Source organism: Streptomyces sp. V4I8 (assembly GCF_041261225.1).
Lineage (GTDB): Bacteria > Actinomycetota > Actinomycetes > Streptomycetales > Streptomycetaceae > Streptomyces.
Genome location: NZ_JBGCCN010000001.1, coordinates 9,635,106 through 9,656,157, shown reverse-complemented (window position 1 = coordinate 9,656,157; position 21,052 = coordinate 9,635,106). Strand labels below are relative to the sequence as shown.

The following is a 21,052-nucleotide window of genomic DNA, read 5'->3' as shown; positions in this document are numbered from 1 at the left end:
TCGTCCACGCGGGGCGAGATCCCCGGCCGTCCCCCGTTCCGACATGACTCGCCCGTAGATCTTCGCTCGTACGACTCCCGGCCGCACGGCCGCAGAACTCAAGAGAGGCCCCACCCATGCCGTCATCCGCCGGGCAGCACACCGCCGCAGCCACCATGAGACGACGGGGGTTCCTGAAGACCTCCCTCGGCGCCTCGGCCGGCGTCCTGGCCGCCCCCACGTTCGTCTCCTGGCTGGCCGCCGCGGACGCGAAGGCCGCGACCGCCCCCGCCGCGTTCGTGGACGACTACAAGTCGAACGTCCTGACGAACCTGACGCCCGAGACCAACGCCGTGGTGCGGGTCCTCGGCGGTATGGCCGAGGTGTGGAAGACCGGCGCCGCCTGGAACACCGGCACGCCGCTGCGGCCCGATGTCCTGCGCGCCAACATGCGCTACTGCGCCCGCGTCACGCAGGCGCGCACCGAGGCGCAGGCCAGGGAGGCCTTCGTCCATGACCGTCAGCACCAGAGCTACGCCATGATCGGCGGCCTCGGCCCGCTGGCGGACCTGTACCGCTCCGGCGCCAAGGCGGTCACCTCGATCACCAGCGCCCCGGACACCACCCCGGCGACCACGATCAGCGACGCCGTCCCGGCCGGCGCCCCCGCCGGTTCCGCGATCGGCGCGGGCTCGTACGACTCGGAGCTCGGCAAGGTGGCCAAGCTGGTCGACACCGTGCGCGGTCCGTTCGCCTCCGGCAACCCGGGCAAGTACGCCTTCCAGTACCCGCGTCCGTGGCGCATGAACGAGAACAGCGAGGTCGTCGACACCGGCAGGACCGACGCGCTCGGCTTCCCCGTGTACGACTCGGAGGTCGTGGTCGTCACCCAGCTGCTGCGGCAGCGGGGCACGTCCCCGACCGACGACGGCGGCTTCCCCAGCGGCCACACCAACGCCTTCCACCTGGCCGCGCTGGCCTTCGCGTACGCCGTGCCCGAGCGCTTCCAGGAGCTGGTGACCCGGGCCTTCGAGCTCAGCCACACCCGGATCATGTCGGGCATGCACTCCACGGTCGACGTCATCGGCGGCCGGATCATGGCGACCGCGCTGGCCGCCGCCGCCCTGGCCGACCCGGCGAACGCGGACCTCAAGGCCGCCGCCCGCGCCCAGGCGCTGGCGTACTTCACCCGGCAGACCGGCACCACGGCCGACACCCTCTTCGCCCACGCCCACTCGGACGCCTCCGACGCCTACGCGGACCGGGACGCCAACGAGCGGGCCCTCACGCCCCGGCTGACCTACGTGCTCGAGCGCGAGGGCCGCAGCAAGCCGTTCACCGTGCCGAAGGGCGCGGAGGTGCTGCTGGAGACGCGGCAGCCGTACCTGAGCGCCGACCAGCGCCGTGAGGTGCTGCGCACCACCGCGCTGCCCTCCGGGTACGTCCTCCTCGACGGCTTCGAGCAGTGGGGCCGGCTCAACCTCTTCGTCGCGGCGGACGGTTACGGCGCCTTCGACACCGATGTCACCGTGACGCTCGACGCGGCGGCCGGCGGTTTCGGCGCGGCGGACAGCTGGCGCAACGACATTCGCGGCGAGGGCGGTCTGACCAAGCGCGGCACCGGTGCGCTCACGCTGACCGGGCACAACCGGTACCACGGCGGCACGGTCGTCGAGGCGGGTGTGCTGGTCGCCGGGTCGGCCAACGCCCTCGGGCAGGGCGACGTGCGGGTCGAGGGCGGCACGCTCCGCGCGGACAAGGTGCTGCGGGTGCGTGGCTCCTACGTCCAGGACGGCGACACGACCCTGGAGTTGCTGCTCCGCAAGAACCACGGTCCGGCGCTCGAGGTGTCCCGGCGGGTCGTGCTGGGGCGGGGCAGCGTGCTGTCGCTGCGCCTCGACGCCGAGCGGCCGCCGGTCGCGGGGACCACGGTTCCCGTCATCGATGCGTCGCAGCTGCGTGGCCAGTTCGACCGGATCGAGCTGAACTCCGACGAGCTGCGCGCCGTACCCGTCTACACGGCGGAAGGTCTGTCGGTACGACTTCTGAAGCGGTAACGCCGTCCCCGGCGGGTGCTGGTGCAGAGTAGGCCCCATGGGCCGGCTCCGGATCAGCTCCCGCCGCCGCGGGGCCGACGGCGCCGCGGAGCGGATGATGGCGCTCGAACAGCACTCGGCCTCGGCGCCGGAGGCGCGCTCCGGCCCGCCCGAGGCGCCGGCCTCGCGGTCCCCGTGGCGGGGCCGGCTCGTAGCGCTGCTCGGGCGGCGCCGGCTCGTCCCGTTCCTCGTGGTCCTGCTGCTGGGCCAGATGGCCGTCGCGATGGTGACGACCGCTGTGCAGCAGTCTCCGACGATCGACGAACCGGTGTACGTGGGCACGGCGGCCGAGTATCTGCACGAGCGCCGGCTGGTGCACAACCCCGAGCATCCGCCGCTGGGAAAGCTGGTCGTCGGTATCGGCGTCGCACTGGCCGATCCGCGGGTCGATCCCTCCTTCACCGGCGACCAGGGCCGGTTGGGGCGGCATCTGCTGTACGAGTTGGGGAACGACCCGTGGCGGCTGACGCTGTTCGCGCGGCTCCCCATGATCGTCCTGACTCTCTCGTTCGGGTTGATCGTTTTCACCTTCGCCCGTGAACTGGCCGGTGCGGTGGGTGGATTGGCCGCACTCGGCCTGTACGCCTTCTCCCCCGACGTCATCGCCCATGGCTCGCTCGCCACCCTGGACGTCCCGGCGGCCGGGTTCGTGCTGGCGGCGGTCTGGCTGCTGTGGCGGGCCCGTCGCCGACCGCGTGGGTACGTGCCGCTCGCCGGAGTGGCGCTCGGTGCGGCCCTGGCGACGAAGATGAGCGCGCTGGCGGTGGTCCCGGTGGTGCTGGCGCTCACCGTCCTGTCGGTGTGGTGTGCGAGGCCGTCCGCCGAGCCCCGACGCAGGGCGCTGGTACGGGCGTTCGCGGGCGCCGGCGTCGTGGCGCTGGCCGCGATCGCCGTCGTATGGGCGTCGTATCTGGTGGTCGATCCGCGGCTGCGCTGGGCGCCGCAGCAGCACGTGCCCGTCGTGCACGGACTACGGGGACTCGTGGTGGATCTGCTGCCGTTCCCGGAGGCCTACCGGGACGGGATGCGCATCCAGTTCGGCTTCGAGAACTACCCGTGGCAGGGCTTTCTGTTCGGCCGGCTCTACACGGGCTCGCTCTGGTACTACCTGTCGGCCGCGCTGCTGGTGAAGACGCCGCTCGGCATGCTCGCCCTGTGGGCGGCGGGTGTCGTGACGCCGGTGGCCGTACGGCGGCTGCGGCCCGCGGCGCCGTACCTGCTGGTGCCGGCCGCCGTGCTGCTCGCCGCGGCCATGCTCGGGTCGCGGGACTTCGGCACGCGGTACGCCGTCTTCGTGCCGATGTTCCTGGCGGTGGCGGCGGGCTGTGCGGTCTCGGTCCGGTGGCGGTGGGCGCCGGTCGCGGTGGGGGCGCTGGTGCTGCTGGTCGCGGTCAGTTCGCTGCGGACGTACCCGTACTACCTGCCGTACTCCAACGAGGCGTTCGGCGGTCCGGCGAAGACGCATCTGCGGCTGCACGACTCGAACGTCGACTGGGGTCAGGACCTGGGCCGGCTCTCGGACCGGCTGCGCGAGCGGTATGCGGGCGAGCGGGTCTGGCTCGTGTACAAGGGCAGCGGAGTGCCGTCCTTCTACGGCATCCACGCCGCCGATCCACGCAAGGTGCCCGCCCATGAGGTGCGCGGACTGCTCGTCGTGTCCGATTCCTCGGTGGCCAAGGCGACCGGGCGGCTGGCCGAATTGATCGACAGCAGTCGTCCGATCGATACGGTCGGCCATTCGATCACCCTCTATCGGCGGTGAGCGCGGTCGTCGCGGTGCTCGGCACCAACCTGGGTCACCACGGTGTGTGAGCTATGTTGAAGCACTGTGGAAGACAAAGGAGGCGCCCTGCCATCGCCGCAGCAGGCGCGCGCACAGGCATCCGCGATCACTTCGGGGAAGACCGCTCCGGAAGTGGAGGCGTCCCCGACTTCCCAGCTCAGGACACTCTTCGACCAGCCGCGCCTGTCCCCCGGACAGCGACGCATCGCCCAGTACCTGATCGAGCACATCACCGAAGCGGCGTTCCTTTCGATCACCGATCTCGCGGAGCGGGTCGGCGTCAGCCAGCCCTCGGTGACGCGCTTTGCCGGCGCGGTGGGATTCAGCGGTTACCCCGCGCTACGGGAGAAGCTCCAGGCGATCGCCCTGGGCAGTCTCGCCGGGGGCCCCGCGGCGGCCGAGGAGAACGGCGCCAACGAACTGCAGTCCGCGGTGGACGCCGAGATCGAGAACCTGGAGAACCTGCGGCGCGACTTCGCCGACCCCGACCAGGTGATCGACATCGGCCGCAAACTGTCGCAGTCGACACCGCTGACCATCCTCGGGCTGCGCATCTCGGGGTCCCTCGCCGAGTACTTCGCCTACGCGGCGCGCCGGGTCCACCCCGATGTACGGCTGGTGACCCGCGGCGGCAGCGTCGCCTACGACGCCCTGCTCCAGTCGCGCGAGGCCGGCGGCACCTGGGTGCTGGCGTTCTCCATGCCCCGGCACGCCCAGGAGACCCTCACCGCCGTACGGGTCGCGCGCAGTGCCGGCCTGAAGGTCGCGCTGATCACCGACCTGGCGCTCGGCCCGGTGGCCGACACGGCCGACGTCGTCTTCGCCACCGGCACCGGCTCCCGGCTGGTCTTCGACTCCTACGCCGCGCCCGGCGTGATGGCCGCCGCGCTGCTGCAGGCCATGACCGACGCCGATCCGGAGCGGACGCAGGCACGCCTCGAGGACTACGAGCACATCTCCGACCAGCACCAGTTCTTCCTCCGGGACTGATCCCGCGGCGACCGAACCGCCACACGACGGGGCCTTTCCGTTCAAATCACGCATGAATGTTTTCATGCGCCTTGAAAACCGGACGGCATATATAAATACTTCACACGCACCATCCGCCCGCCGAAAGCAGCCGGTCCGCTCATGCGCACGTCACCCCATCCGTCGTGCGATCTCCGTCTGCCTTCCGGGCTCCTCAACGAACACCCGTTGCCGCCGTCTCCTACCCGCGTCGGCGCTCGGGCTGTTCGGTCGGGCATCGCCTGCGCGAGCGCCCGTGGCGGCGGCCCCGGTCATCCCCTAGGCCGGGGCCGCCCCGACCCCGTCGAACACCCCGGACGACGCCGCACACCCGGAAGCGATGACCATGACCCTGACGACGACGCGCATCGGCTCGGACTGGCCGTGCCAGGTCAAGACCCCCGGTTCCTACGACTGGGAACGCTCGGCGGCCAAGTGGCTGCGTGAGCTGGTGCCGGCCCGCTACGCCAGCTACCCGGCGCTGATCCGCCACCCCGTGCTGCTCGCCCGCCATGCGCAGATCCAGGTCCAGAACGAGATCCGGGTCGCGCGCACCGCGCTGCAGACCGCACGCGCCGACCTGCCCGCCCTCGGCATGCCCGAGTCGGTCATCGAGCACACCATCAAGATGTACGCGGCGGAGGTCATGCAGTTGCAGCACATCGCCCGCAGCGTGCGCGCGGTGTCCCAGGCGCTGGTGGACCGGGGGCGCTGACCGGTCGTCGCCGGGCGGGCCGGGGCCGGGCGTCAGGACGCGCCGGCCGTCGCCGCACAGGTGACCTCCGCCGAGGGGGCACCCGACTTCGAGGCAGCGGACTCCGAGCCGTTGGACTGCGAGGCACCGGACTGCGAGGTGGCGGCGATGAAGCCGAACGTGACGCTCGCACCGGGCGCCAGCTTCCCGTTCCACGACGCGTTGGCGACGGTGGCGGTGCCGTCTCCGGTCGTGGTGAGGGTGCCGTCCCAGACCTGGGTGAGGCGGGCTCCGTCGGCCGGCACGACCGTCGCGGTCCAGCCGGATACGGAGGAGGCGGGCGCGTTGGTCACGGTCACCTCGCCCTGGAAGCCGCCCTGCCAGCTGTTGACGGTCCGGAAGGTCGCGGTGCAGGCGGAAGAGCCGCCGGAGTCACCCGAGTCGCCGGCGCCCGGTGCGCCCGGTGCCTCTGGGGTGGCCGGAGTGGGCTCGGCCGATGCGGAGGCTGTCGCGGACGGGGCCGGATCCTGGGCCGCCGCACCGTCGCCACGGCTGGACAGCAGGAGTGCGCCGCCGAAGCCGACGACCGCCGCCGCCGTCACGGCGACCGCGACGGCGGCGCGACGGAATCCGGGGCCGGACCCGGCCGTACCGGAGGCGATACCGACGCCCGTGCCGCGGCCGCTGCCCCGGCCGCTGCCGTTGCCGCCGCCGCGCGGCACGATCCTCGTCTCCTCGGCGACGGGCGGGAGTTCCTGTGTCGCGTCCTCGGCGCCGGGCAGGGACCGGGGCACGGCCACGCTCTCGTAGCCGTTGCCGTCCTGCTCCAACTCCTTGAACAACTCCGCGAGGGCGTCGGTGCGGCGTGGGCGCAGAACACGGATCGGTTCCAGGGCCGGGCCTTCGTCGGGTTGCTCGGGGTCGGGCCGTGTGGGCACGCCGATCTCCTTCCGTCCCGTCTTCACGGGCTTCACCATTCCCCGAGAAGTGATACGGGATTGCCGCCGCCCCGGTTCAGCGAAATGCGCCCGGCGCGTCCCTGAGCCATCACCACTGAACGATCGATACGATCAATTCAGTATCAACGGTTGAGCGTTTGAGCGTTCCCTTGCTAGAAAGCGCCGTCATGACGACTCGTTGGTCACGTCGCGGCCTTCTGGCCGCAAGCACCGGCACCGCTCTCGCGCTCGACCAGTCCGTCCAGGCGGGCGCCGCGCCCCCGTCCGTCGCACAGTCCGTCGCACCGGCCGTGGGGGCGAACGCGGGGGCGGCGGCGGACGAGTTCACGAACCTGCGGGCGAAGCGGCGCACTCTCCTTCTGGGCGAGAGGTTCAGCCCCACCTCGGAACCGTTCAAGAGTCGGCTCGCCGAACTGGGCGACACCGCACGCCAGTTGCGGTCCTCGATGGCTCCGACAGCCCGCTCCCTCTGGCCGGATCTGGTGTACGCCGATCCCGAACCCGACACCGATCAGGAGTCGTACGGCTACTCAACGGCGAGAATCTGCGCGGCTGGCACACCGGTTCCGGAATGCTCTACTGGTGGGGCGACACGTTCGGCAACGGCCAGTACAGCGACGCCTTCTGGCCCACCGTCGACCCGTACCGGCTGCCCGGCACCACCGGCTCGCGCAAGGTCCTCGCGGACGTGGCCGGCGGTGACTGGGGCGCTTCCCTGCCCGATGTGAACTGGGTGGGCGGGGCCACGGACGGTCAGCGGGCGGCGATCGGGCAGTACCTGAAGGGCCTGCAGTCCACTCTGCTAGCGAAGAAGTCGTGGTTCTTCCTGGACGACACCGTCGTCTGCCTCGGTGCCGGCATCAGGTGCACCGACGGCGCGGAGCGCGGACCGGGGCGCGGCCGCGGTCAGGAATCCGCGGCGAGGAACCGGTGCAGGGACGCCTTCATCGCGGCGACGAAGGCGTCCCTTCGTGCGTCGTCCAGGGCGTCCAGGGACAGATAGGGGTTGAGGTCCTCCAGCTCGACCAGCAGCAGCTCGCCGCCCGGCGCGCGACAGGCGTCGACGCGCTGGATGCCGTGCCCGAGGACGTTCCACCGGATGAAGCGCCGGGCGAACTCCAGGTCGTCGTCGGTGGGTTCGTACGGCTCCAGCTGCCAGCGCCGGTCCGTGTGGGGCGCATACAGGGCGTACTGGAAGTCGTGGTCGACGAAGTAGAAGGAGACCTCGTAGGTGAAGTCGACGCACGGCTGGACCAGCACGTCCCCGTCGACCAGCACGTCCCCGTCGACCGGCACGTCCCCGTCGACCGGCTCTCGCAGGCCCGCCGCGGGGACGATCCGCAGCCCGATCGAGTCGGCGCCCAGCTTGGGCTTGACGACATACCGCTCGGCCTCGGGCAGGAGGTGCAGGTCGTCGGCGCGGTCCACCGTGGGGATGACGGGGTAGCCGGCGGCGGTCAGGTCGAGCAGGTACTGCTTGCCGGCCATGTCCGCTCTGCCGGAGAGCGGGTTGTACACGCGCGTCCCGTCGGCGATCGCGCGGCGGCGGAAGTCGTCGTACACGTCCTGGTAGGCGAGCACGGGGCCGCTGTTGCGTACGACGACCGCGTCGAAGGCGGCCATGAGCGCGGCCGCGTCCCGGGGGTGGCACAGGGCGAGGTCGAAGTCGTCGCGCAGTCGGGAGGTGAGGAGGATGTCCTCGTCGCAGTAGCGGCGCCCGCGTGCCGGGTAGGCCAGGTCGGTGACGTACAGGAGGCGGGGTCGGGCGGGCGGCATGCGGGGCTCCTCGGCTGCGGTGGCAGCCGATCGTACGCAGACCGGCACTCACCGAACAACTGTCGGACATTTCGAGGTCACAGCCCTGCCGACCACAGCTCCCGCCTGCCGATTCCCTCCAGGCCCCGCCGTACGGTGCGCCGGGGGCCGGGGGCGATGGGCGCGTACGACGGCACGGCGAGCACGCGGCAGCCCGCCGCCTCGGCTGCCGCGACGCCCGTGGGTGAGTCCTCGACGGCAAGGCAGGCGGCGGGGTCGACCCCGAGGGCCCGGGCGCCTGCGCGGTAGGGGTCGGCGGCGGGCTTGGTGCGGGGCGTCTCCCCCTCGGCGATCGTCATACGGAATCTGTCGGCGCCCAGGGTCTTCAGTACGGCGTCCATGACCGGCCTCGACGACGCCGACACGAGTGCTGTCGGGATGCCCGACTCCCGGAGCAGGTCGAGGAGTTCGAGGGCGCCGGGAAGCGGCGTGGTCTCGCGCTGGACGGCCGCCAGGAACCGGGCTTCCAGGTCCGCGGCGAGGGTGGGCGCGTCGCCCCCGGTGAGGGGCTGGAGGTGGGTGGCGGTCTCGGCGGCCGAGCGGCCCAGGACGTCGAAGAGGTCGTCGGTGCCGATCCGGGGCACGGCCTCGCGGACCGTGCGCAGCCACAGCGACTCGGTGTCGACGAGCGTGCCGTCCATGTCGAGGAGCACCGCGTGCGGGGCGGCGGCGAGGGGGCGGCCGTCGAGGGTCCAGTGCCGGTCGGGGTGGCGGCCGAGGGCGGCGAACACCTGGGCCGCGACATCGGCATGTCGCAGCGGGCGTGGTTCGGGGCCGATGCCGGGGCCCGCCGCGGCCGGCCATGCCGTGCGCTCCTCGGGCGTACGGCCGCCGTGGCCGCCCGCGTCGACATCGCCGTGGTCGGTGACGACGAGGAAGGTCCACTGCTCGTCGGGGTCCGAGGGCCGGGAGCGCACGGCGGTGAGCAGGCGGCCCAGGCGTGCGTCGGCGCGGCGGATCGAGGCCTCGTATGCCTCGCCGCAGCCCAGGATGTGCGTGGTCTCGTCGGGTGCGCCGAGGTAGACGAACGACGCCACGGTGTGGTCGTCGGGGTCGGTCAGCACGCGTAGCGCCGCGTCGGTGATCTGCTCGTCGCAGTGTTCCCAGGCTTCGGGGGTGTCGGCCGCCGGGGACACGTACGCGGTGGCGGACGGTCCGCGGAAGAGGGGGCCACCGTGGTACGCCTGCATCAGGGGCCGCCAGCCCGCGGCGACGAAGGTGCGGCGGCCGTCCTGTGTCGCGAGGCGGGTGGCGAAGTCGGGGAAGACGTCGAGGCGGTTGCCGGTGAAGTCGCTGCTCCAGACGCCGTGTTTGGCGACCGTGACGCCGGTGACGACGGTCGCCCAGCAGGGGCCCGACATGGCGTCGTACGGCACGCTCCAGGTCTTGCCGCCGAAGGTCACCAGGTCTTGGAGGGGCTTCGGGAACTTCGTCTTGACCGTTTCCCCTGCGTACTCGGCGAACTCGACCTTGATGTCCTGGTGCGTTCTGTTGAACGCCTCGACGGTCGACTTGGCGCCGAGAGTCCAGGTCCAGTAGGTGAGCGTCACGGGCTTTCCGCCTGCGGCGCTACCGGTCGAATCGCCGTCGCCGTCGCCGTCGCCGTCGCCGCTGCCGCCGCAGGCGGTGGCGAGCAGGCCGAGCGCGGCGACGGCGGCGAGGGTGGCGGTGGTGCGGGACGGACGTGAAGTGCGCGTCATGGCACGTCTCCTACGAGACCTCGTACGGGCAGAGGCGGTCGCAGGACATCTTTTGCGCGCACACGATCAGAGTGAAGAGCGTTCGCGCGAAACAATCAAAACGATCGCTGATCGCTCATTCGGCGATCGTTTCACCGCCACAGGACGAGCGGACCCTCAACTCCGGGAGCAGATCCAGGTGTTGGCGCGGCCCCGGCTTCTTCCCGCCCCGTCGTTCGGCGATGCGCTGCAGCAGGAGCTTGGCGGCCAGCTCCCCGACGGAGCGCGTGGGCGGCGCGACAGCGGTGAGCGGTACGTCGGAGAGACCGGCGACCTCGTCCTCGTACGCGATCAGCGCCAGGTCGTCCGGGACCCGGATGCCGCATGCCTGGAGCCGCGGCACCAGCACGATCGCGTCCTCGTCGCTGTGCACCAGCGCGGCCGTGACGCCACGCTTCTTCACCGCCTCGACGAGATAGTCGACGCCGGCCTCGTAGTCCCCGTGTTCACGCACGGTCGGGGCGCCCTGGTCCACGGCGAGCCCGAGGGCCCGCACGGCAGTCTCGTAGCCGGCCGTGATCTGGGCGGCGTGCGGCCCCTCCTGCAGCAGGGCCGTGATCTTGCGGTGCCCGAGGCCCGCGAAATGGCCGACGGCGACGGCGGCGCCGTGGGCACGGTCGGTGCGCACCCGGTCGAGCACGGCGGCGGGGTTGCCGGGCGGGGCCGAGCGTTCGACCAGGACCGCGGGGACGTCATGGTCCAGCAGCCACTTCTCCTGGCCGTCCTCGGGAACCCCGCCGAACCAGCTGGGCGCGACGAGCAGACCCTCGGCGCCGCCGGAGAGGAGGTGTTCGGCCTGGAGGGGATCCTCGGTGTCGACGTATCCGGACACGCCGAGGACCAGGCGGCCGCCCTGGGCCGCGACGGCTTCCCGGGCGCCTTGGACGATGTTCGCGAAGATGTAGTTCGTGGTCGGGACGATCATTCCGACCACCGCGCCCTCGACGCCCTCCGACCGCTCGCGCACATCGACGGCCGCGTCCCCCGGCCACACCACCGCGCCGTGCAGCCGCTGCACCCTGCCCTGCGCGGCGAGGGCCTCCACGTCGCGCCGGAGGGTGACGGCCGAGACGCCGAGTTCGGCGGCGAGGTCGGAGACCCGGAGGCTGCCCCGCTCCCGGACGAGTTCGAGTACCCGCTCATGACGCTGGTCGACGTGCAGTCGCATCGGTTCCCCCTGGGGCAAGGCCGGTCGGACGTTCCACGGACACGCGCGGAGCGTGATCCCGAGCTGCAACTCTACGCCCACAATCATATCGATCGTTTGCAGTCAATACGATCACCAAGGCGCTCACTGCGGCGGCCGCCACCGCCCACGACGGCCCGGCAGCCGTCACCGCGTCCGCCCGCCCCTCAAGCCGGTAGCACTCAGTACCCTGCGAGCAGCGCACTGAGTGCCATGATCCTCGCTCTGGTGCTACGTTCCCGTTCATGAGCTCCAGCAGCGCGGCGCCCGGTCGCGGCGAGAAGGCGGAGGCCGGTGCGGCGAAGCCCCCGATGCGGGAGGCGCTGGTCGCGGCGGCCTTCCAGCTGTTCCTGGAGCGGGGCTACGAGCAGACGACCGTGGACGACATCGTGACGCTCGCCGGTGTCGGGCGGCGGTCGTTCTTCCGTTACTTCCCGTCCAAGGAGGACGTGGTCTTCCCGGACCACGAGCGGTGCCTGGCCGACATGACGGCCTTCCTCGGCGCGAGCGGCGCGGAGCACGAGCCGGTGCGGCGGGTGTGCGACGCGGCCCGGCTGGTGCTGCGCATGTACGCGGAGAATCCGACCTTCTCGGTGCAGCGCTACCGGCTGACCAAGCAGGTGCCGGGGCTGCGCGCCTACGAGCTGTCGGTGGTGTGGCGCTATGAGCGCGCGCTGGCCGAGTATCTGCGCCGACGGTTCGCCGGTCGGCGCGACGGGACCCTGCAGGCCGATGTGATCGCCGCCGCCGTGGTCGCGGCGCACAACAACGCGCTGCGCTCCTGGCTGCGCTCGGACGGCCAGGACGATGCCGGCGCCGCGGTGGACCACGCCCTGGGGTATGTGCAGTCCGCCTTCGGCGTCACCCCTCCCCCGCGTCCTGCCGACGAACGCTCTGACAACCCGGCCGAGGACGTGGTGGTCGTGGTGTCCCGGCGCGGCGCACCGCTGTGGCGGGTCGTGCAGGAGATCGAGAACACGCTCGGGCGCGACTGAGCGCCGTCGCGCCCCGCATGCCCCGTACACCTCACGCCCGTACCCCTCGCGCCCCGCACACCTCGCACCCCTCCGCCGCGCACTCCACCCCACCCCTTCAGCCCCCCAGGCCCCCCACATATTCAGGGTACGCAGTGCCTTTACGAGTGGCACTGAGTGCCATACGCTGAGGCTGTGCACGGTGGCACGGTGAACCGGGCACGTGCGTGCTCGGGTGACCCGCGCACGTGGTATTCCGGCTCAGCGCAGGGAGTTGACCAGCGTGTACCACCCCTCAGGAAGCGTTGCTCGTCAGACCGCCGGTTCCGCGACCGGTGTACTCGACCCCACGGCCGCCGACCGGGAGGCCATCCATTTCCAGCGCTGCACGTGGTGCGGCACCGCCACGTACCACCGGCTGCTGTGTCCGGTCTGCCAGTGCAGTGATCTGCGGACCGAGCGCAGCGAGGGGGTGGGGACCGTCCGGCACTCCACGGTCGTCCACCGCAACACCCCCGCCGCGCGCAATGTGTCGCTCATAGAGATGGCCGAGGGGTTCGTCGTGCGTGGCCGGGTGATGGGACCGCCCATCGGCATCCACAGCGGGGACCGGGTCCGGCTGTCCACGGCGAAGGACCCGGTCCGTGGCGAGCCGGTGTTCCAGCTGGTCGACGAGCCGTATCGCGCCTGGACCTGAGCCCCCTGAGCCCCTGACCGCCTGAGCTCTCCCGGAGTGCGGGGATCACCTCCGGTACGCCGACGGAACGTCCTGTTTCGAAGCACTGGTTGGCGGCGAGGCGGACCGCCAGGACCGGCGCGCCGTCGCGTTCGGTGGCAGGGGCGTTCGGCGAGGGCCCGGGTGAACGTCTGGGTGAACGTCTAGGTGAACGTCTGGGCACGGTGGCCGGTGCCGACAACGGCGGCGCTGCGCTGGGGAGTTCGACTCATTGCAGGGACGGCCTGTCCCGTCGGTCGCCCGCCCCGTCCTCGACCTCACACTTCCCTCCCTCCACAGGCAACGCACAAGTACCTCCTTCCGTCCTCCCCTGGTGAGGGGCCCGGGGCCGTCCCGGTGCGAACGGAAGGAGGGGCACGTGATCCGTGCCCGGCGAATATGGGTGACCGCTCTGGCGGTGCTCGCGGTGACGGGTGCGTCACCTGGACTGGCTCAGGCTCAACCGGCCGCCGGAGGAAGGCCGTTGGCGAACACGGTCGACGGTGGTGAGGGTCTGCCGGCCGACTGGAGCGTCACCGGTGAGGGGGCCGCGCGAAAGCTGGTGTGGCGGTCCGACGAACGGGTCCCGATGGGGAACGCCAGGGTCGAGTTCTACGCCGGTGACCGGCTGCTCGGGCGTCCGGCGCCGGCGAAGGACGGGCGGACGTTCCGGCTCGGTCTCGACGGTGTCCCCCTGGACTCCCCGCAGGACCTGCAAGTACGGGCGGCAGGGCGCCGGTTGGACGCGCCCGCCCCGGCATCCGGCGGCTCGCGCTCGTCGGTGACCGCCCCGCCGCGGCAGCCCGCGAACCAGGTCGATCCCGGTAAGCCGGGCGCGTATGGGACCGTCACGGGCGAGTACGACCTCGACCCGGTACGGCTGCCCGGATTCGCCGAGCCGGTCGAGATGAAGGCCGTAGTGGTGGCGCCCAAGGGTGCGGACGGCCGCCGTCCGCTCGCCCTCTTCCTGCACGGCCGCCACTCCACCTGCTACACCCCGCAGGGCGAGATCGGCGGCGAGTGGCCCTGCGCCGCCGGTACCAAGCCGGTGCCGAGCCATCGGGGCTATCTGCGCGACCAGCGGCTCCTGGCCTCCCAGGGCTATGTGACGGTGTCGATCTCCGCCAACGGCATCAACGGGCAGGACTGGCGCGCCGAGGACGGCGGCGCGCAGGCCCGTTCCTCGCTCGTACGGCAGCATCTCGCCCGCTGGGCGGGGTGGTCCGCCCACCCGGGCACGGCACCGGCGGCCGTACGGAAGGCGCCCAGGGCCGATCTGTCCCGGGTGCTGCTGGTGGGGCACTCACGCGGCGGCGAGGGCGTCAACCGGGCGGCGATGGACAGCCTTTACCCGCCGCCCGCGCCGCAGGACGGCTATCACGGGCCGGTCCGCTGGCACATCCGCGGCACCGTGCTGATCGGCCCGACGGTCTTCGGGCAGAACCCGGTCCCGGACGTGCCCTCGATGACGATCCTCCCGGGCTGTGACGGCGACGTCTCAGACCTCCAGGGCGAGGTGTACGTCGACGGGACCCGGCGGGTCAGCCGTGGTGCCGCGCTGCACAGCGCCGTGTACATGGTGGGCGCCAACCACAACTACTTCAACAGCGAGTGGACGCCGGGGCAGGCCGCCGCGCCCGCGGACGACGACTTCTGGCACGACGAGGAGCAGCCCGACCCGGTCTGCTCCCCCGGCGCCCGCACCCGGCTGACCGCCGACCAGCAGCACAAGGCCGGCGCCACCTACATCGCTGCGGCGGCACGGCTGTTCGTCGCCGGCGACGACCGTGTCCGCCCGCTGCTCGACGGCTCGGGCCGTCGCGCGCCCTCGGCCGATCCCGCGCGCGTCGTCACCCACGCGGTGGGCGCGCGGCGCGGCGCCGGGTTCCTGCCCGACGGCAAGGTCACCGTGAGCGGAGGCCGGCTGTGCTCGGCGGTGGATCCCTCTTCGGCCACCGCCTGTCTCGGGTCGGAGACAGCCGGTACCTCACCGCACTTCGCGCGCTGGGAGACCGACCGTGAGCCCGGCCGGCGCGCGGTCGCGCTGCGCTGGTCCGCGGCGGGTTCCGCCGTACGTGTACGTCCCGAGCGGCCGCTGTCCCTGAAGGGTGCCAAGGCGCTGGCGCTGCGCGTCATCGTGCCCCCGAACAGCACCGGAACCCAGTTGGACGTCTCGGTCACCGACACCGCCGGACGGCACCGGACGCTCGGCCGCGTCAAGGTCGACGGGCTGCCGGGGACGGACCGGACCGCCTCGTACTGGGCGCGCGAGGTGCGGGTGCCGATCGGCTCCGACGACGCGGCCGCGCTCGACCTACGGCACGTCAAGTCGCTGGAGCTGACGCCGCGCACGAGGTCGGGGCGGGCCTGGCTGATGGACGCCTGGGCCTGGCGGCCGGGCACACCGCAGGTCCGGGAGGCTCCGCTGACCCGCGTCGACGTCGGGCGGCTGACCGTCAAGGAAGGCGACTCGGGCGAGCGGACGTACCAGGTGCCGGTCGAGGTGTCGGGGCGGGGCAGCGGGCAGGTGCGGGTGTTCGTCACCGACCCGGTCACGGGCAAGGTCACGGCCCGGCTCGTGACGGTGCGGCCCGGTGGGCACGACATCGACGTCCCGGTGAAGGTCACGGGCAACACCCGCTACGGCGAAGACCTCGCGCAGGACGTCCTGGTGAAGGCGGTCCGCACCAGCATGGTCGGTTCGCACCGGGGCGGGGTGACCGCGGAGAACGACGACCCGGTGCCCACGTTCGGGGTGACACCGGTCGCGGACCGGGTGGCCGAGGGGAAGCCGCTGAGGTGGCGGGTGACCTTGTCCGCGGCGGCCGATGCCGAAGTGGGCGGCCTGTTCGCCGTGCTTCCGGTCACCGGCGGCCCGGAGCTGTCCACCAAGGACGTCGACCCCACCTGGCTCCAGGAGTCCTCGGGCGCCTCGCCCGATCCGGAGCGCCCGCTGTCCAAGGTGGAGGGGCTCTCGCTGTGGGTGTCCGTCCCCGCGGGTGAGACGAGCACGGAGGTGACCTTGCCGACGCTCACGGACGCGGTGTCCGAGCCGGCCGAGTCGGTCCGCTTCCAGTTGGCCGACGACTCCGGCGAACCGGCGCCCGGTGCGCCGGTGATGACGGGCACGGTGGTCGACGGGTCGTGAGACGGCCCTCGCGGGCGGGTGTCCGGCACCCGCCCGCGAGGGCAAGCGAGGCGGACGTACCGGAAAGGCCCGGCCGCAATCAGGACGTGCCGGTCAGTCGGCCGGTGTGAGGGTGACGCGGATGCCGACCGTGCCGTTGTCGCCTCGGCGCAGTCGGCTGCCGAGGAGGGTAAGACGGCCGGTGATGCCGTACTTGCGGGCGATGAGCCGCCGGTAGCGGGCGCTGGTCGGCGCGTCGCAGATCTCGGCGGTGGCGGGGATCTGGTCGCCCGTCGGCCTGCCCCGCAGGTCGCAGGGGCCGACGAGGACATCGCCGCGGGCGCGGATGCGCTTGACCTTCCACGAGTCGGCGACCGTCCAGACGCCCAGCGCGTCTCCGTCGCGGACCACCCAGACCGGGGTGGCGACTCCGGTGCCGTTCTTGCGGTAGCTGGTGATGAGCAGGTACTTGCCCGCGCCGAGCGACTCCAGCATCTCCGGCTTCTGCGGCTTCTCCAACGACGAATCGTCCATGGCCGGAAGTCTAGGCAGCGGGGGTGGGGACGCCGACGGGCGCCCCCACCGCGCGGCTCAGCCGAGGGCCGCCGTCATCCGCCGTACGCCCTCCGTGATCAGCTCGGGTGACGTCGCCAGGTTCAGTCGTACGTGCCCGGCTCCCCCGGTGCCGAACGGGATCCCGGAGTTGAGCGCGACGCGGCCGCGCCGCAGGAAGACGTCGGCCGGGTCGTCGCCGAGGCCGAGGGCGCGGCAGTCGAGCCAGGCGAGGTAGGTGGCGTCGCCGGGGCGGTAGGTGATCGCCGGAAGCTGCTCGGCGAGGAGGTCCTTGAGCAGGCGCCGGTTGTCGTCCAGGCCTGCCAGCAGGGCGTCGAGCCAGGCGGTGCCGTCGCGCAGTGCGGCGCTGTGGGCGATGATGCCGAGGTGGCTGGGCCCGTGGCTGACCTCTTCGGGCAGGCAGGCCAGGTCGGCGGCGGCCGCGGGTCCGGCGATGGCCAGGGCCGCCTTGAGGCCGGCCAGGTTCCAGGCCTTCGAGGCCGACATCAGCGACAGCCCGCTCTCGGCGCCCTGGACGCTCAGATACGGCACGAAGTCGACGCCGCCTGCGGTGAGCGGTGCGTGGATCTCGTCGGCGACGACGCGTACGCCATGGCGGTCGGCGAGTGCGGCCAGGGCGGCCAGTTCGTCGGCGGTGTGCACGGTGCCGGTCGGGTTGTGGGGGCTGCACAGCAGGAAGGCGGCGCGCCGACCGCCTGTGGTCGCTCGCTGGAAGGTCTCGTCCAGCGTGTCGAAGTCGATGCGCAGGTCGGCGCCGAGGGGCGCCTCGATCACCTGCCGGTCCATGTGCTCGACGAACTGGTAGAACGGCGGATAGACCGGTGAGTTCACCACGACCGGATCGCCCGGTCCGGTGACCAGTTTGAGCATTTCGACCACACCGAGCATCACATCGGGAACGATGGCCGTCCGCTCCACGGCGAGCCCGTGCCAGCCCCACCTCTTCTCCGCGAATCCGGCGAGCGCCTCGGCGTAGCCGGTGCCCGCCGGGTAGCCGGTGTCGCCGAGCGCGAGGGCCTCGGTGAGCGCGTGGACGACGGGTTCGGCCAGCGGGACGTCCATCTCGGCCACCCACAGCGGCAGCACGTCGGCGGGGTAGGCGCGCCATTTCATGCTGGTGCGACATCGCAGACGGTCGAGGGTCAGTGCGTGCAGAGGATTCGGTTCACCGGACGTCTCGTGCGGGATCCTGGTCATGGGGCACAAGATAGGGCGCTGTGCGGTAGCCGGGAACTGCTGGTGGGGGCGCCGGCGCGGGAACGATCAGCCGGGCGGTGAACACGGGCGGGCCGGGCCACGTATGGAGAGAGGGTGCTCAACTACGGGAGGGCCCCGCGGCGTTGACGCCGCGCTGTACTGGTTCGGGAGCCCTGCATGAGGCACGCACGACGACGTCTCGTCCGGCGAGTGACACGGCTGGCGGCCGTCGGCGGACTCCTCCTCGGAGGAACGATGGTCACACGCGCCGTGGCGAGCGAACCTCCCGACACCTCGGCCGTGCCGCGCACGTACGCCGCCTCGGCCGCCGGCACCGGCGGCGATCTGGTCGCACGGCTGGGCGCTTCGCGTACGGCGGGCAGCTGGATCGGTGCCGACGGGAAGCCGGTCGTCGCGGTCACCGACGAGGAGGCGGCGGCCGAGGTGCGCAAGGCCGGGGCCGAGGCGAAGATGGTCGAGCACAGCATGGACGAGCTGAAGTCCGCTACGTCGACGCTGCGTTCGGCGCCCCGGGTGGCCGGTACGGCGTGGGTGATGGACTACCGGTCCAACGAGGTGGTCGTCCGGGGCGACAGCACGGTTTCGGCGGACGACTGGTCCCGGATGACCGATGTCGCGGACGGCATCGGCGGCTTCGTCCGCATGGAGCGCACCGAGGGCACGTTCACGACGCGGCTCAACGGGGCCCTGCCGCTGCTGTCGACGGTCGGTCGCTGTTCGGCCGGCTTCAACGTCACCGACGGGCAGCGCGACTTCATCCTCACGGCCGGGCACTGCGGGCCCGACGGTTCCGTGTGGTTCGCCGACACCCGGGGCACCCAGCAGATCGGCCAGACGATCGAGCAGAACTTTCCCGGCGCCGACTACTCCCTGGTCCAGTACGCGGGCGGGGATGCCGGTGCCGGGGCGGACGTCGTGTCCATCGGTGAGGGCAAGGGCGTACGGATCACCGGTGCGGCCGATCCCGCCGTCGGGCAGCGAGTGTTCCGCAGCGGCAGCACGAGCGGGTTGCGCGACGGTGAGGTGACGGCGCTCAACGCCACGGTGAACTACCCCGAGGGCACGGTCACGGGGCTGATCGAGACGAACGTGTGCGCCGAACCCGGCGACAGCGGCGGCCCGATGTTCTCGGAGGGGGTCGCGCTGGGGGTGACGTCGGGGGGCAGCGGTGACTGCAACGCCGGGGGTACGACGTTCTTCCAGCCCGTGACCAAGGCGCTGGCCGCGCTCGACGTCAAGCTGATCGTGGCGGCGCAGAACGGCTCGGGTCAGCAGGGCGCCTCGCCGGCTCCGTCCGCGTCGGCGCCGCAGGGCGCGGTCTCGCCCGGTGACGCGTCGCCCGGTTCGTCGGCGCCGGTGACCGGCGCGGACGCCGTGACGCTGCTGTCCCGGCTGGCGGACCCGAAGAACGTCGGGCCGGGTCTGCTGGTCATCGCGGGCAGCCTGGTCGCGCTGGCGGCGACCCGGTTCATCCGCGCGGAGCAGGACCGCAAGGCGTACCGGCGGTACTACTCGGCGACCTGGGGGTGACGGGGCCGGCCGGCACCCCAGGGGCGCGGGACGACGGGACGAGGAGTGCGGCGCCTCGGCGAGGACGAGTCCGCCGGGTCGGCCGAGGTCGGTGCGAGGAGGGCACCCTCCCGGGGCAGGAGTGCCCCGGGAGGGTGTTCCGATGTGTGGAGAGGTACGTCGAGGAGGAGGTTCGGGCCCGCACCGAGGCGAGTGCTCAGGCCGCCTTCACCGGCTGGAGGGCCGCGGCGGCCCACTCCAGGACAAGGCGCTGGTATTCCTCGCGCTGCTCGACGCTCAGTGTCCCGCCCGACCGGCGCCACAGCGCCCGGATCTCCTCGTTGACCTCGTCAGCCGATCGCTCGGAGGCGAATTCAACAGTGATGGACATGCTGTGAAGCATACGGATCCCGAGGTGAAGGCGCTGTGAGTAAGCACACTTAATGCGGACAAATCGGACCGTGTTGCTGATCACGTCCATCTGCCCGTCCAGGTCGCCGAGTTCAGGCTTCCGCCGCCCCCAGCACCAGCACCTGGATCGCGAGAACCGCCGCGCCACGTGCCCAGTCGTGAAAATCGGACACCTTGGTCTCCAGGTCGACGGGCGCGGCCAGCGGATGCCGGAGGGCGCGGATGGTGTCCGCCACAGTCTTGCCCGCGACCTCCATGAGGCCCACGCCTTCTCCGGCGAGGAGGATCTTCTGGGGCAGCACGAAGTTGGCGATCTGCGCGACCAGGGTGCCGAGGGCCCGGGCCGCCTCCTCGATGACACGGGCGGGCATCGGCTCGCCCGCAGCGGCGAGGTCGAGGATCTCCTCGTACGTCCGGTCCCGGCCGGTGGCGGCCTGGACCTGATAGCGGATGTTGGGAATGGTCAGCAGGGAGACGGCGCTGCCGCGGGCCCCGTCGGGAGTGAGCGGGCCGTTGGGGTCGATGATCCAGTGGCGGCCGAAGCCGCGGTCCTCTTCGGCGTACGGCACCCGCTTGCCGCCCAGGACCAGCCCGTAGCCGATGCCGGCGCCGATGGTGAGGACGACGAAGCGGTCGAGGCCACGGCCGGCGCCGAACCAGGTCTCCGCCTCGACGAGGGCGGCGACGTCGTTCTCCACGACGACCGGCAGCCCCGTGCGCTCCTCGACCAGTTCGGCGAGCGGTACGTCACTCCAGTTCAGGAACGGTGACTCCCCGACCACGGAGCGGTCCTCGACGAGGCCGCCCACGCCGATGCCGATGCCGGCGAGCCGGGGATGGCCGGCGGCGAGCGCGTCGGCCATCTCACCCAGCACCTCCACCACCGCGGCGGGATCGCGGCTGATGAGCGGGCGGTCGTGGCGGGCGACGATCTCGCTTCTGAGAGTGGTCACGACGCCGTAGACCATCTCCTCGGTGATCTTGAACCCGATGAAGGCGCGGGATTCGGCGACGACGTCCAGCGGCTGCGACGGGCGGCCCTGGCGCACCTCCATCGGGGCCCCCGCCTCGGGGACCTCGACGAGGACGCCCGACTCGATCAGCGGCTTGGTCAGCCGGGTGAGGCTGCCCGCGGACAGGTCGAGCCGCCGGGCGAGTTCGGTGCGGGACAGAGGGCCACCGAGGAGCACCTCGATGGCCACCGAGCGCTCACCCGGACTGAGCGGAAGCCAGCTGGCGGCTACTGGGGTCATGGTCGTCAGACTC

General features: G+C 72.0%; 16 protein-coding genes and 1 pseudogene. 9 read left to right on the top strand and 8 right to left on the bottom strand.

Annotation, left to right across the window (positions count from 1 at the left end):
* Window positions 1-116: 116 nt before the first annotated feature.
* The 4 genes from ABIE67_RS43880 to ABIE67_RS43865 all read left to right on the top strand — a co-directional run bounded on the left by ABIE67_RS43880 (window position 117) and on the right by ABIE67_RS43865 (window position 5,581).
* Window positions 117-2,036, top strand: a complete 1,920-nt coding sequence (locus tag ABIE67_RS43880; protein ID WP_370267166.1) for a phosphatase PAP2 family protein — start codon at window positions 117-119, stop codon at window positions 2,034-2,036.
* Window positions 2,037-2,286: 250 nt separating this feature from the next.
* On the top strand, window positions 2,287-3,837 hold the full coding sequence (locus ABIE67_RS43875) for a phospholipid carrier-dependent glycosyltransferase (protein WP_370269547.1): 1,551 nt from the start codon (window positions 2,287-2,289) through the stop codon (window positions 3,835-3,837).
* 87 nt (window positions 3,838-3,924) lie between these two features.
* On the top strand, window positions 3,925-4,848 hold the full coding sequence (locus ABIE67_RS43870; protein ID WP_370269543.1) for a MurR/RpiR family transcriptional regulator: 924 nt from the start codon (window positions 3,925-3,927) through the stop codon (window positions 4,846-4,848).
* A 358-nt stretch (window positions 4,849-5,206) separates the two neighbouring features.
* Complete coding sequence (locus tag ABIE67_RS43865) at window positions 5,207-5,581, top strand: hypothetical protein (RefSeq protein WP_370267165.1); 375 nt, start codon at window positions 5,207-5,209, stop codon at window positions 5,579-5,581.
* Window positions 5,582-5,613: 32 nt separating this feature from the next.
* On the opposite strand, the gene ABIE67_RS43860 is transcribed toward ABIE67_RS43865, so the two are convergent.
* Window positions 5,614-6,498, bottom strand: coding sequence for a cellulose binding domain-containing protein (locus ABIE67_RS43860; RefSeq protein WP_370267164.1), 885 nt, complete (start codon window positions 6,496-6,498; stop codon window positions 5,614-5,616).
* 199 nt (window positions 6,499-6,697) lie between these two features.
* Here ABIE67_RS43860 and ABIE67_RS43855 point away from each other — a divergent pair.
* Window positions 6,698-7,399: pseudogene (locus ABIE67_RS43855) on the top strand (polysaccharide lyase family 8 super-sandwich domain-containing protein); the annotation flags it as partial.
* Between the two features lie 26 nt (window positions 7,400-7,425).
* Here ABIE67_RS43855 and ABIE67_RS43850 read toward each other — a convergent pair.
* The 3 genes from ABIE67_RS43850 to ABIE67_RS43840 all read right to left on the bottom strand — a co-directional run bounded on the left by ABIE67_RS43850 (window position 7,426) and on the right by ABIE67_RS43840 (window position 11,241).
* On the bottom strand, window positions 7,426-8,295 hold the full coding sequence (locus ABIE67_RS43850) for a hypothetical protein (RefSeq protein ID WP_370267163.1): 870 nt from the start codon (window positions 8,293-8,295) through the stop codon (window positions 7,426-7,428).
* 77 nt (window positions 8,296-8,372) lie between these two features.
* On the bottom strand, window positions 8,373-10,034 hold the full coding sequence (locus tag ABIE67_RS43845; protein ID WP_370267162.1) for an HAD-IA family hydrolase: 1,662 nt from the start codon (window positions 10,032-10,034) through the stop codon (window positions 8,373-8,375).
* A gap of 115 nt (window positions 10,035-10,149) precedes the next feature.
* A complete protein-coding gene (locus tag ABIE67_RS43840; protein ID WP_370267161.1) occupies window positions 10,150-11,241 on the bottom strand; it encodes a substrate-binding domain-containing protein in 1,092 nt (363 codons plus the stop codon).
* Between the two features lie 263 nt (window positions 11,242-11,504).
* Here ABIE67_RS43840 and ABIE67_RS43835 point away from each other — a divergent pair, with 263 nt between their 5' ends.
* The 3 genes from ABIE67_RS43835 to ABIE67_RS43825 all read left to right on the top strand — a co-directional run bounded on the left by ABIE67_RS43835 (window position 11,505) and on the right by ABIE67_RS43825 (window position 16,096).
* Complete coding sequence (locus ABIE67_RS43835; protein WP_370267160.1) at window positions 11,505-12,254, top strand: TetR family transcriptional regulator; 750 nt, start codon at window positions 11,505-11,507, stop codon at window positions 12,252-12,254.
* A 262-nt stretch (window positions 12,255-12,516) separates the two neighbouring features.
* The gene (locus ABIE67_RS43830) at window positions 12,517-12,930 is read left to right on the top strand and encodes a Zn-ribbon domain-containing OB-fold protein (RefSeq protein WP_370267159.1); all 414 of its coding nucleotides are present in this window, start codon (window positions 12,517-12,519) and stop codon (window positions 12,928-12,930) included.
* 397 nt (window positions 12,931-13,327) lie between these two features.
* The gene (locus ABIE67_RS43825; RefSeq protein WP_370267158.1) at window positions 13,328-16,096 is read left to right on the top strand and encodes a hypothetical protein; all 2,769 of its coding nucleotides are present in this window, start codon (window positions 13,328-13,330) and stop codon (window positions 16,094-16,096) included.
* Between the two features lie 93 nt (window positions 16,097-16,189).
* Here ABIE67_RS43825 and ABIE67_RS43820 read toward each other — a convergent pair whose 3' ends face one another.
* Both ABIE67_RS43820 and ABIE67_RS43815 read right to left on the bottom strand, forming a co-directional pair.
* On the bottom strand, window positions 16,190-16,609 hold the full coding sequence (locus ABIE67_RS43820) for a PPOX class F420-dependent oxidoreductase (protein WP_370267157.1): 420 nt from the start codon (window positions 16,607-16,609) through the stop codon (window positions 16,190-16,192).
* A 57-nt stretch (window positions 16,610-16,666) separates the two neighbouring features.
* Window positions 16,667-17,845 (bottom strand): MalY/PatB family protein, encoded by a 1,179-nt coding sequence (locus ABIE67_RS43815; protein WP_370267156.1) that lies wholly within the window; start codon window positions 17,843-17,845, stop codon window positions 16,667-16,669.
* A gap of 177 nt (window positions 17,846-18,022) precedes the next feature.
* On the opposite strand from ABIE67_RS43815, the gene ABIE67_RS43810 reads away from it, so the two are divergent.
* Window positions 18,023-19,396 (top strand): S1 family peptidase, encoded by a 1,374-nt coding sequence (locus ABIE67_RS43810; RefSeq protein ID WP_370267155.1) that lies wholly within the window; start codon window positions 18,023-18,025, stop codon window positions 19,394-19,396.
* Between the two features lie 196 nt (window positions 19,397-19,592).
* Here the strand turns inward: ABIE67_RS43810 and ABIE67_RS43805 are convergent, their stop codons facing one another.
* Both ABIE67_RS43805 and ABIE67_RS43800 read right to left on the bottom strand, forming a co-directional pair.
* Window positions 19,593-19,778, bottom strand: a complete 186-nt coding sequence (locus tag ABIE67_RS43805; protein WP_370267154.1) for a hypothetical protein — start codon at window positions 19,776-19,778, stop codon at window positions 19,593-19,595.
* A 100-nt stretch (window positions 19,779-19,878) separates the two neighbouring features.
* Window positions 19,879-21,039 carry an ROK family protein gene (locus ABIE67_RS43800; RefSeq protein WP_370267153.1) on the bottom strand — a complete coding sequence of 387 codons (1,161 nt, stop codon included), beginning with the start codon at window positions 21,037-21,039 and terminating at the stop codon, window positions 19,879-19,881.
* Window positions 21,040-21,052: the final 13 nt, after the last annotated feature.

Bases quoted from the DNA above. Each gene is read 5' to 3' on its own strand.
- ABIE67_RS43865 (WP_370267165.1), top strand. From the start codon at position 5,207: ATGACCATGACCCTGACGACGACGCGCATCGGCTCGGACTGGCCGTGC.
- ABIE67_RS43845 (WP_370267162.1), bottom strand. From the start codon at position 10,034: ATGACGCGCACTTCACGTCCGTCCCGCACCACCGCCACCCTCGCCGCC.
- ABIE67_RS43810 (WP_370267155.1), top strand. From the start codon at position 18,023: ATGAGGCACGCACGACGACGTCTCGTCCGGCGAGTGACACGGCTGGCG.
- ABIE67_RS43880 (WP_370267166.1), top strand. From the start codon at position 117: ATGCCGTCATCCGCCGGGCAGCACACCGCCGCAGCCACCATGAGACGA.
- ABIE67_RS43820 (WP_370267157.1), bottom strand. From the start codon at position 16,609: ATGGACGATTCGTCGTTGGAGAAGCCGCAGAAGCCGGAGATGCTGGAG.
- ABIE67_RS43815 (WP_370267156.1), bottom strand. From the start codon at position 17,845: ATGACCAGGATCCCGCACGAGACGTCCGGTGAACCGAATCCTCTGCAC.
- ABIE67_RS43805 (WP_370267154.1), bottom strand. From the start codon at position 19,778: ATGCTTCACAGCATGTCCATCACTGTTGAATTCGCCTCCGAGCGATCG.
- ABIE67_RS43800 (WP_370267153.1), bottom strand. From the start codon at position 21,039: ATGACCCCAGTAGCCGCCAGCTGGCTTCCGCTCAGTCCGGGTGAGCGC.
- ABIE67_RS43850 (WP_370267163.1), bottom strand. From the start codon at position 8,295: ATGCCGCCCGCCCGACCCCGCCTCCTGTACGTCACCGACCTGGCCTAC.
- ABIE67_RS43840 (WP_370267161.1), bottom strand. From the start codon at position 11,241: ATGCGACTGCACGTCGACCAGCGTCATGAGCGGGTACTCGAACTCGTC.
- ABIE67_RS43835 (WP_370267160.1), top strand. From the start codon at position 11,505: ATGAGCTCCAGCAGCGCGGCGCCCGGTCGCGGCGAGAAGGCGGAGGCC.
- ABIE67_RS43875 (WP_370269547.1), top strand. From the start codon at position 2,287: ATGGCCGTCGCGATGGTGACGACCGCTGTGCAGCAGTCTCCGACGATC.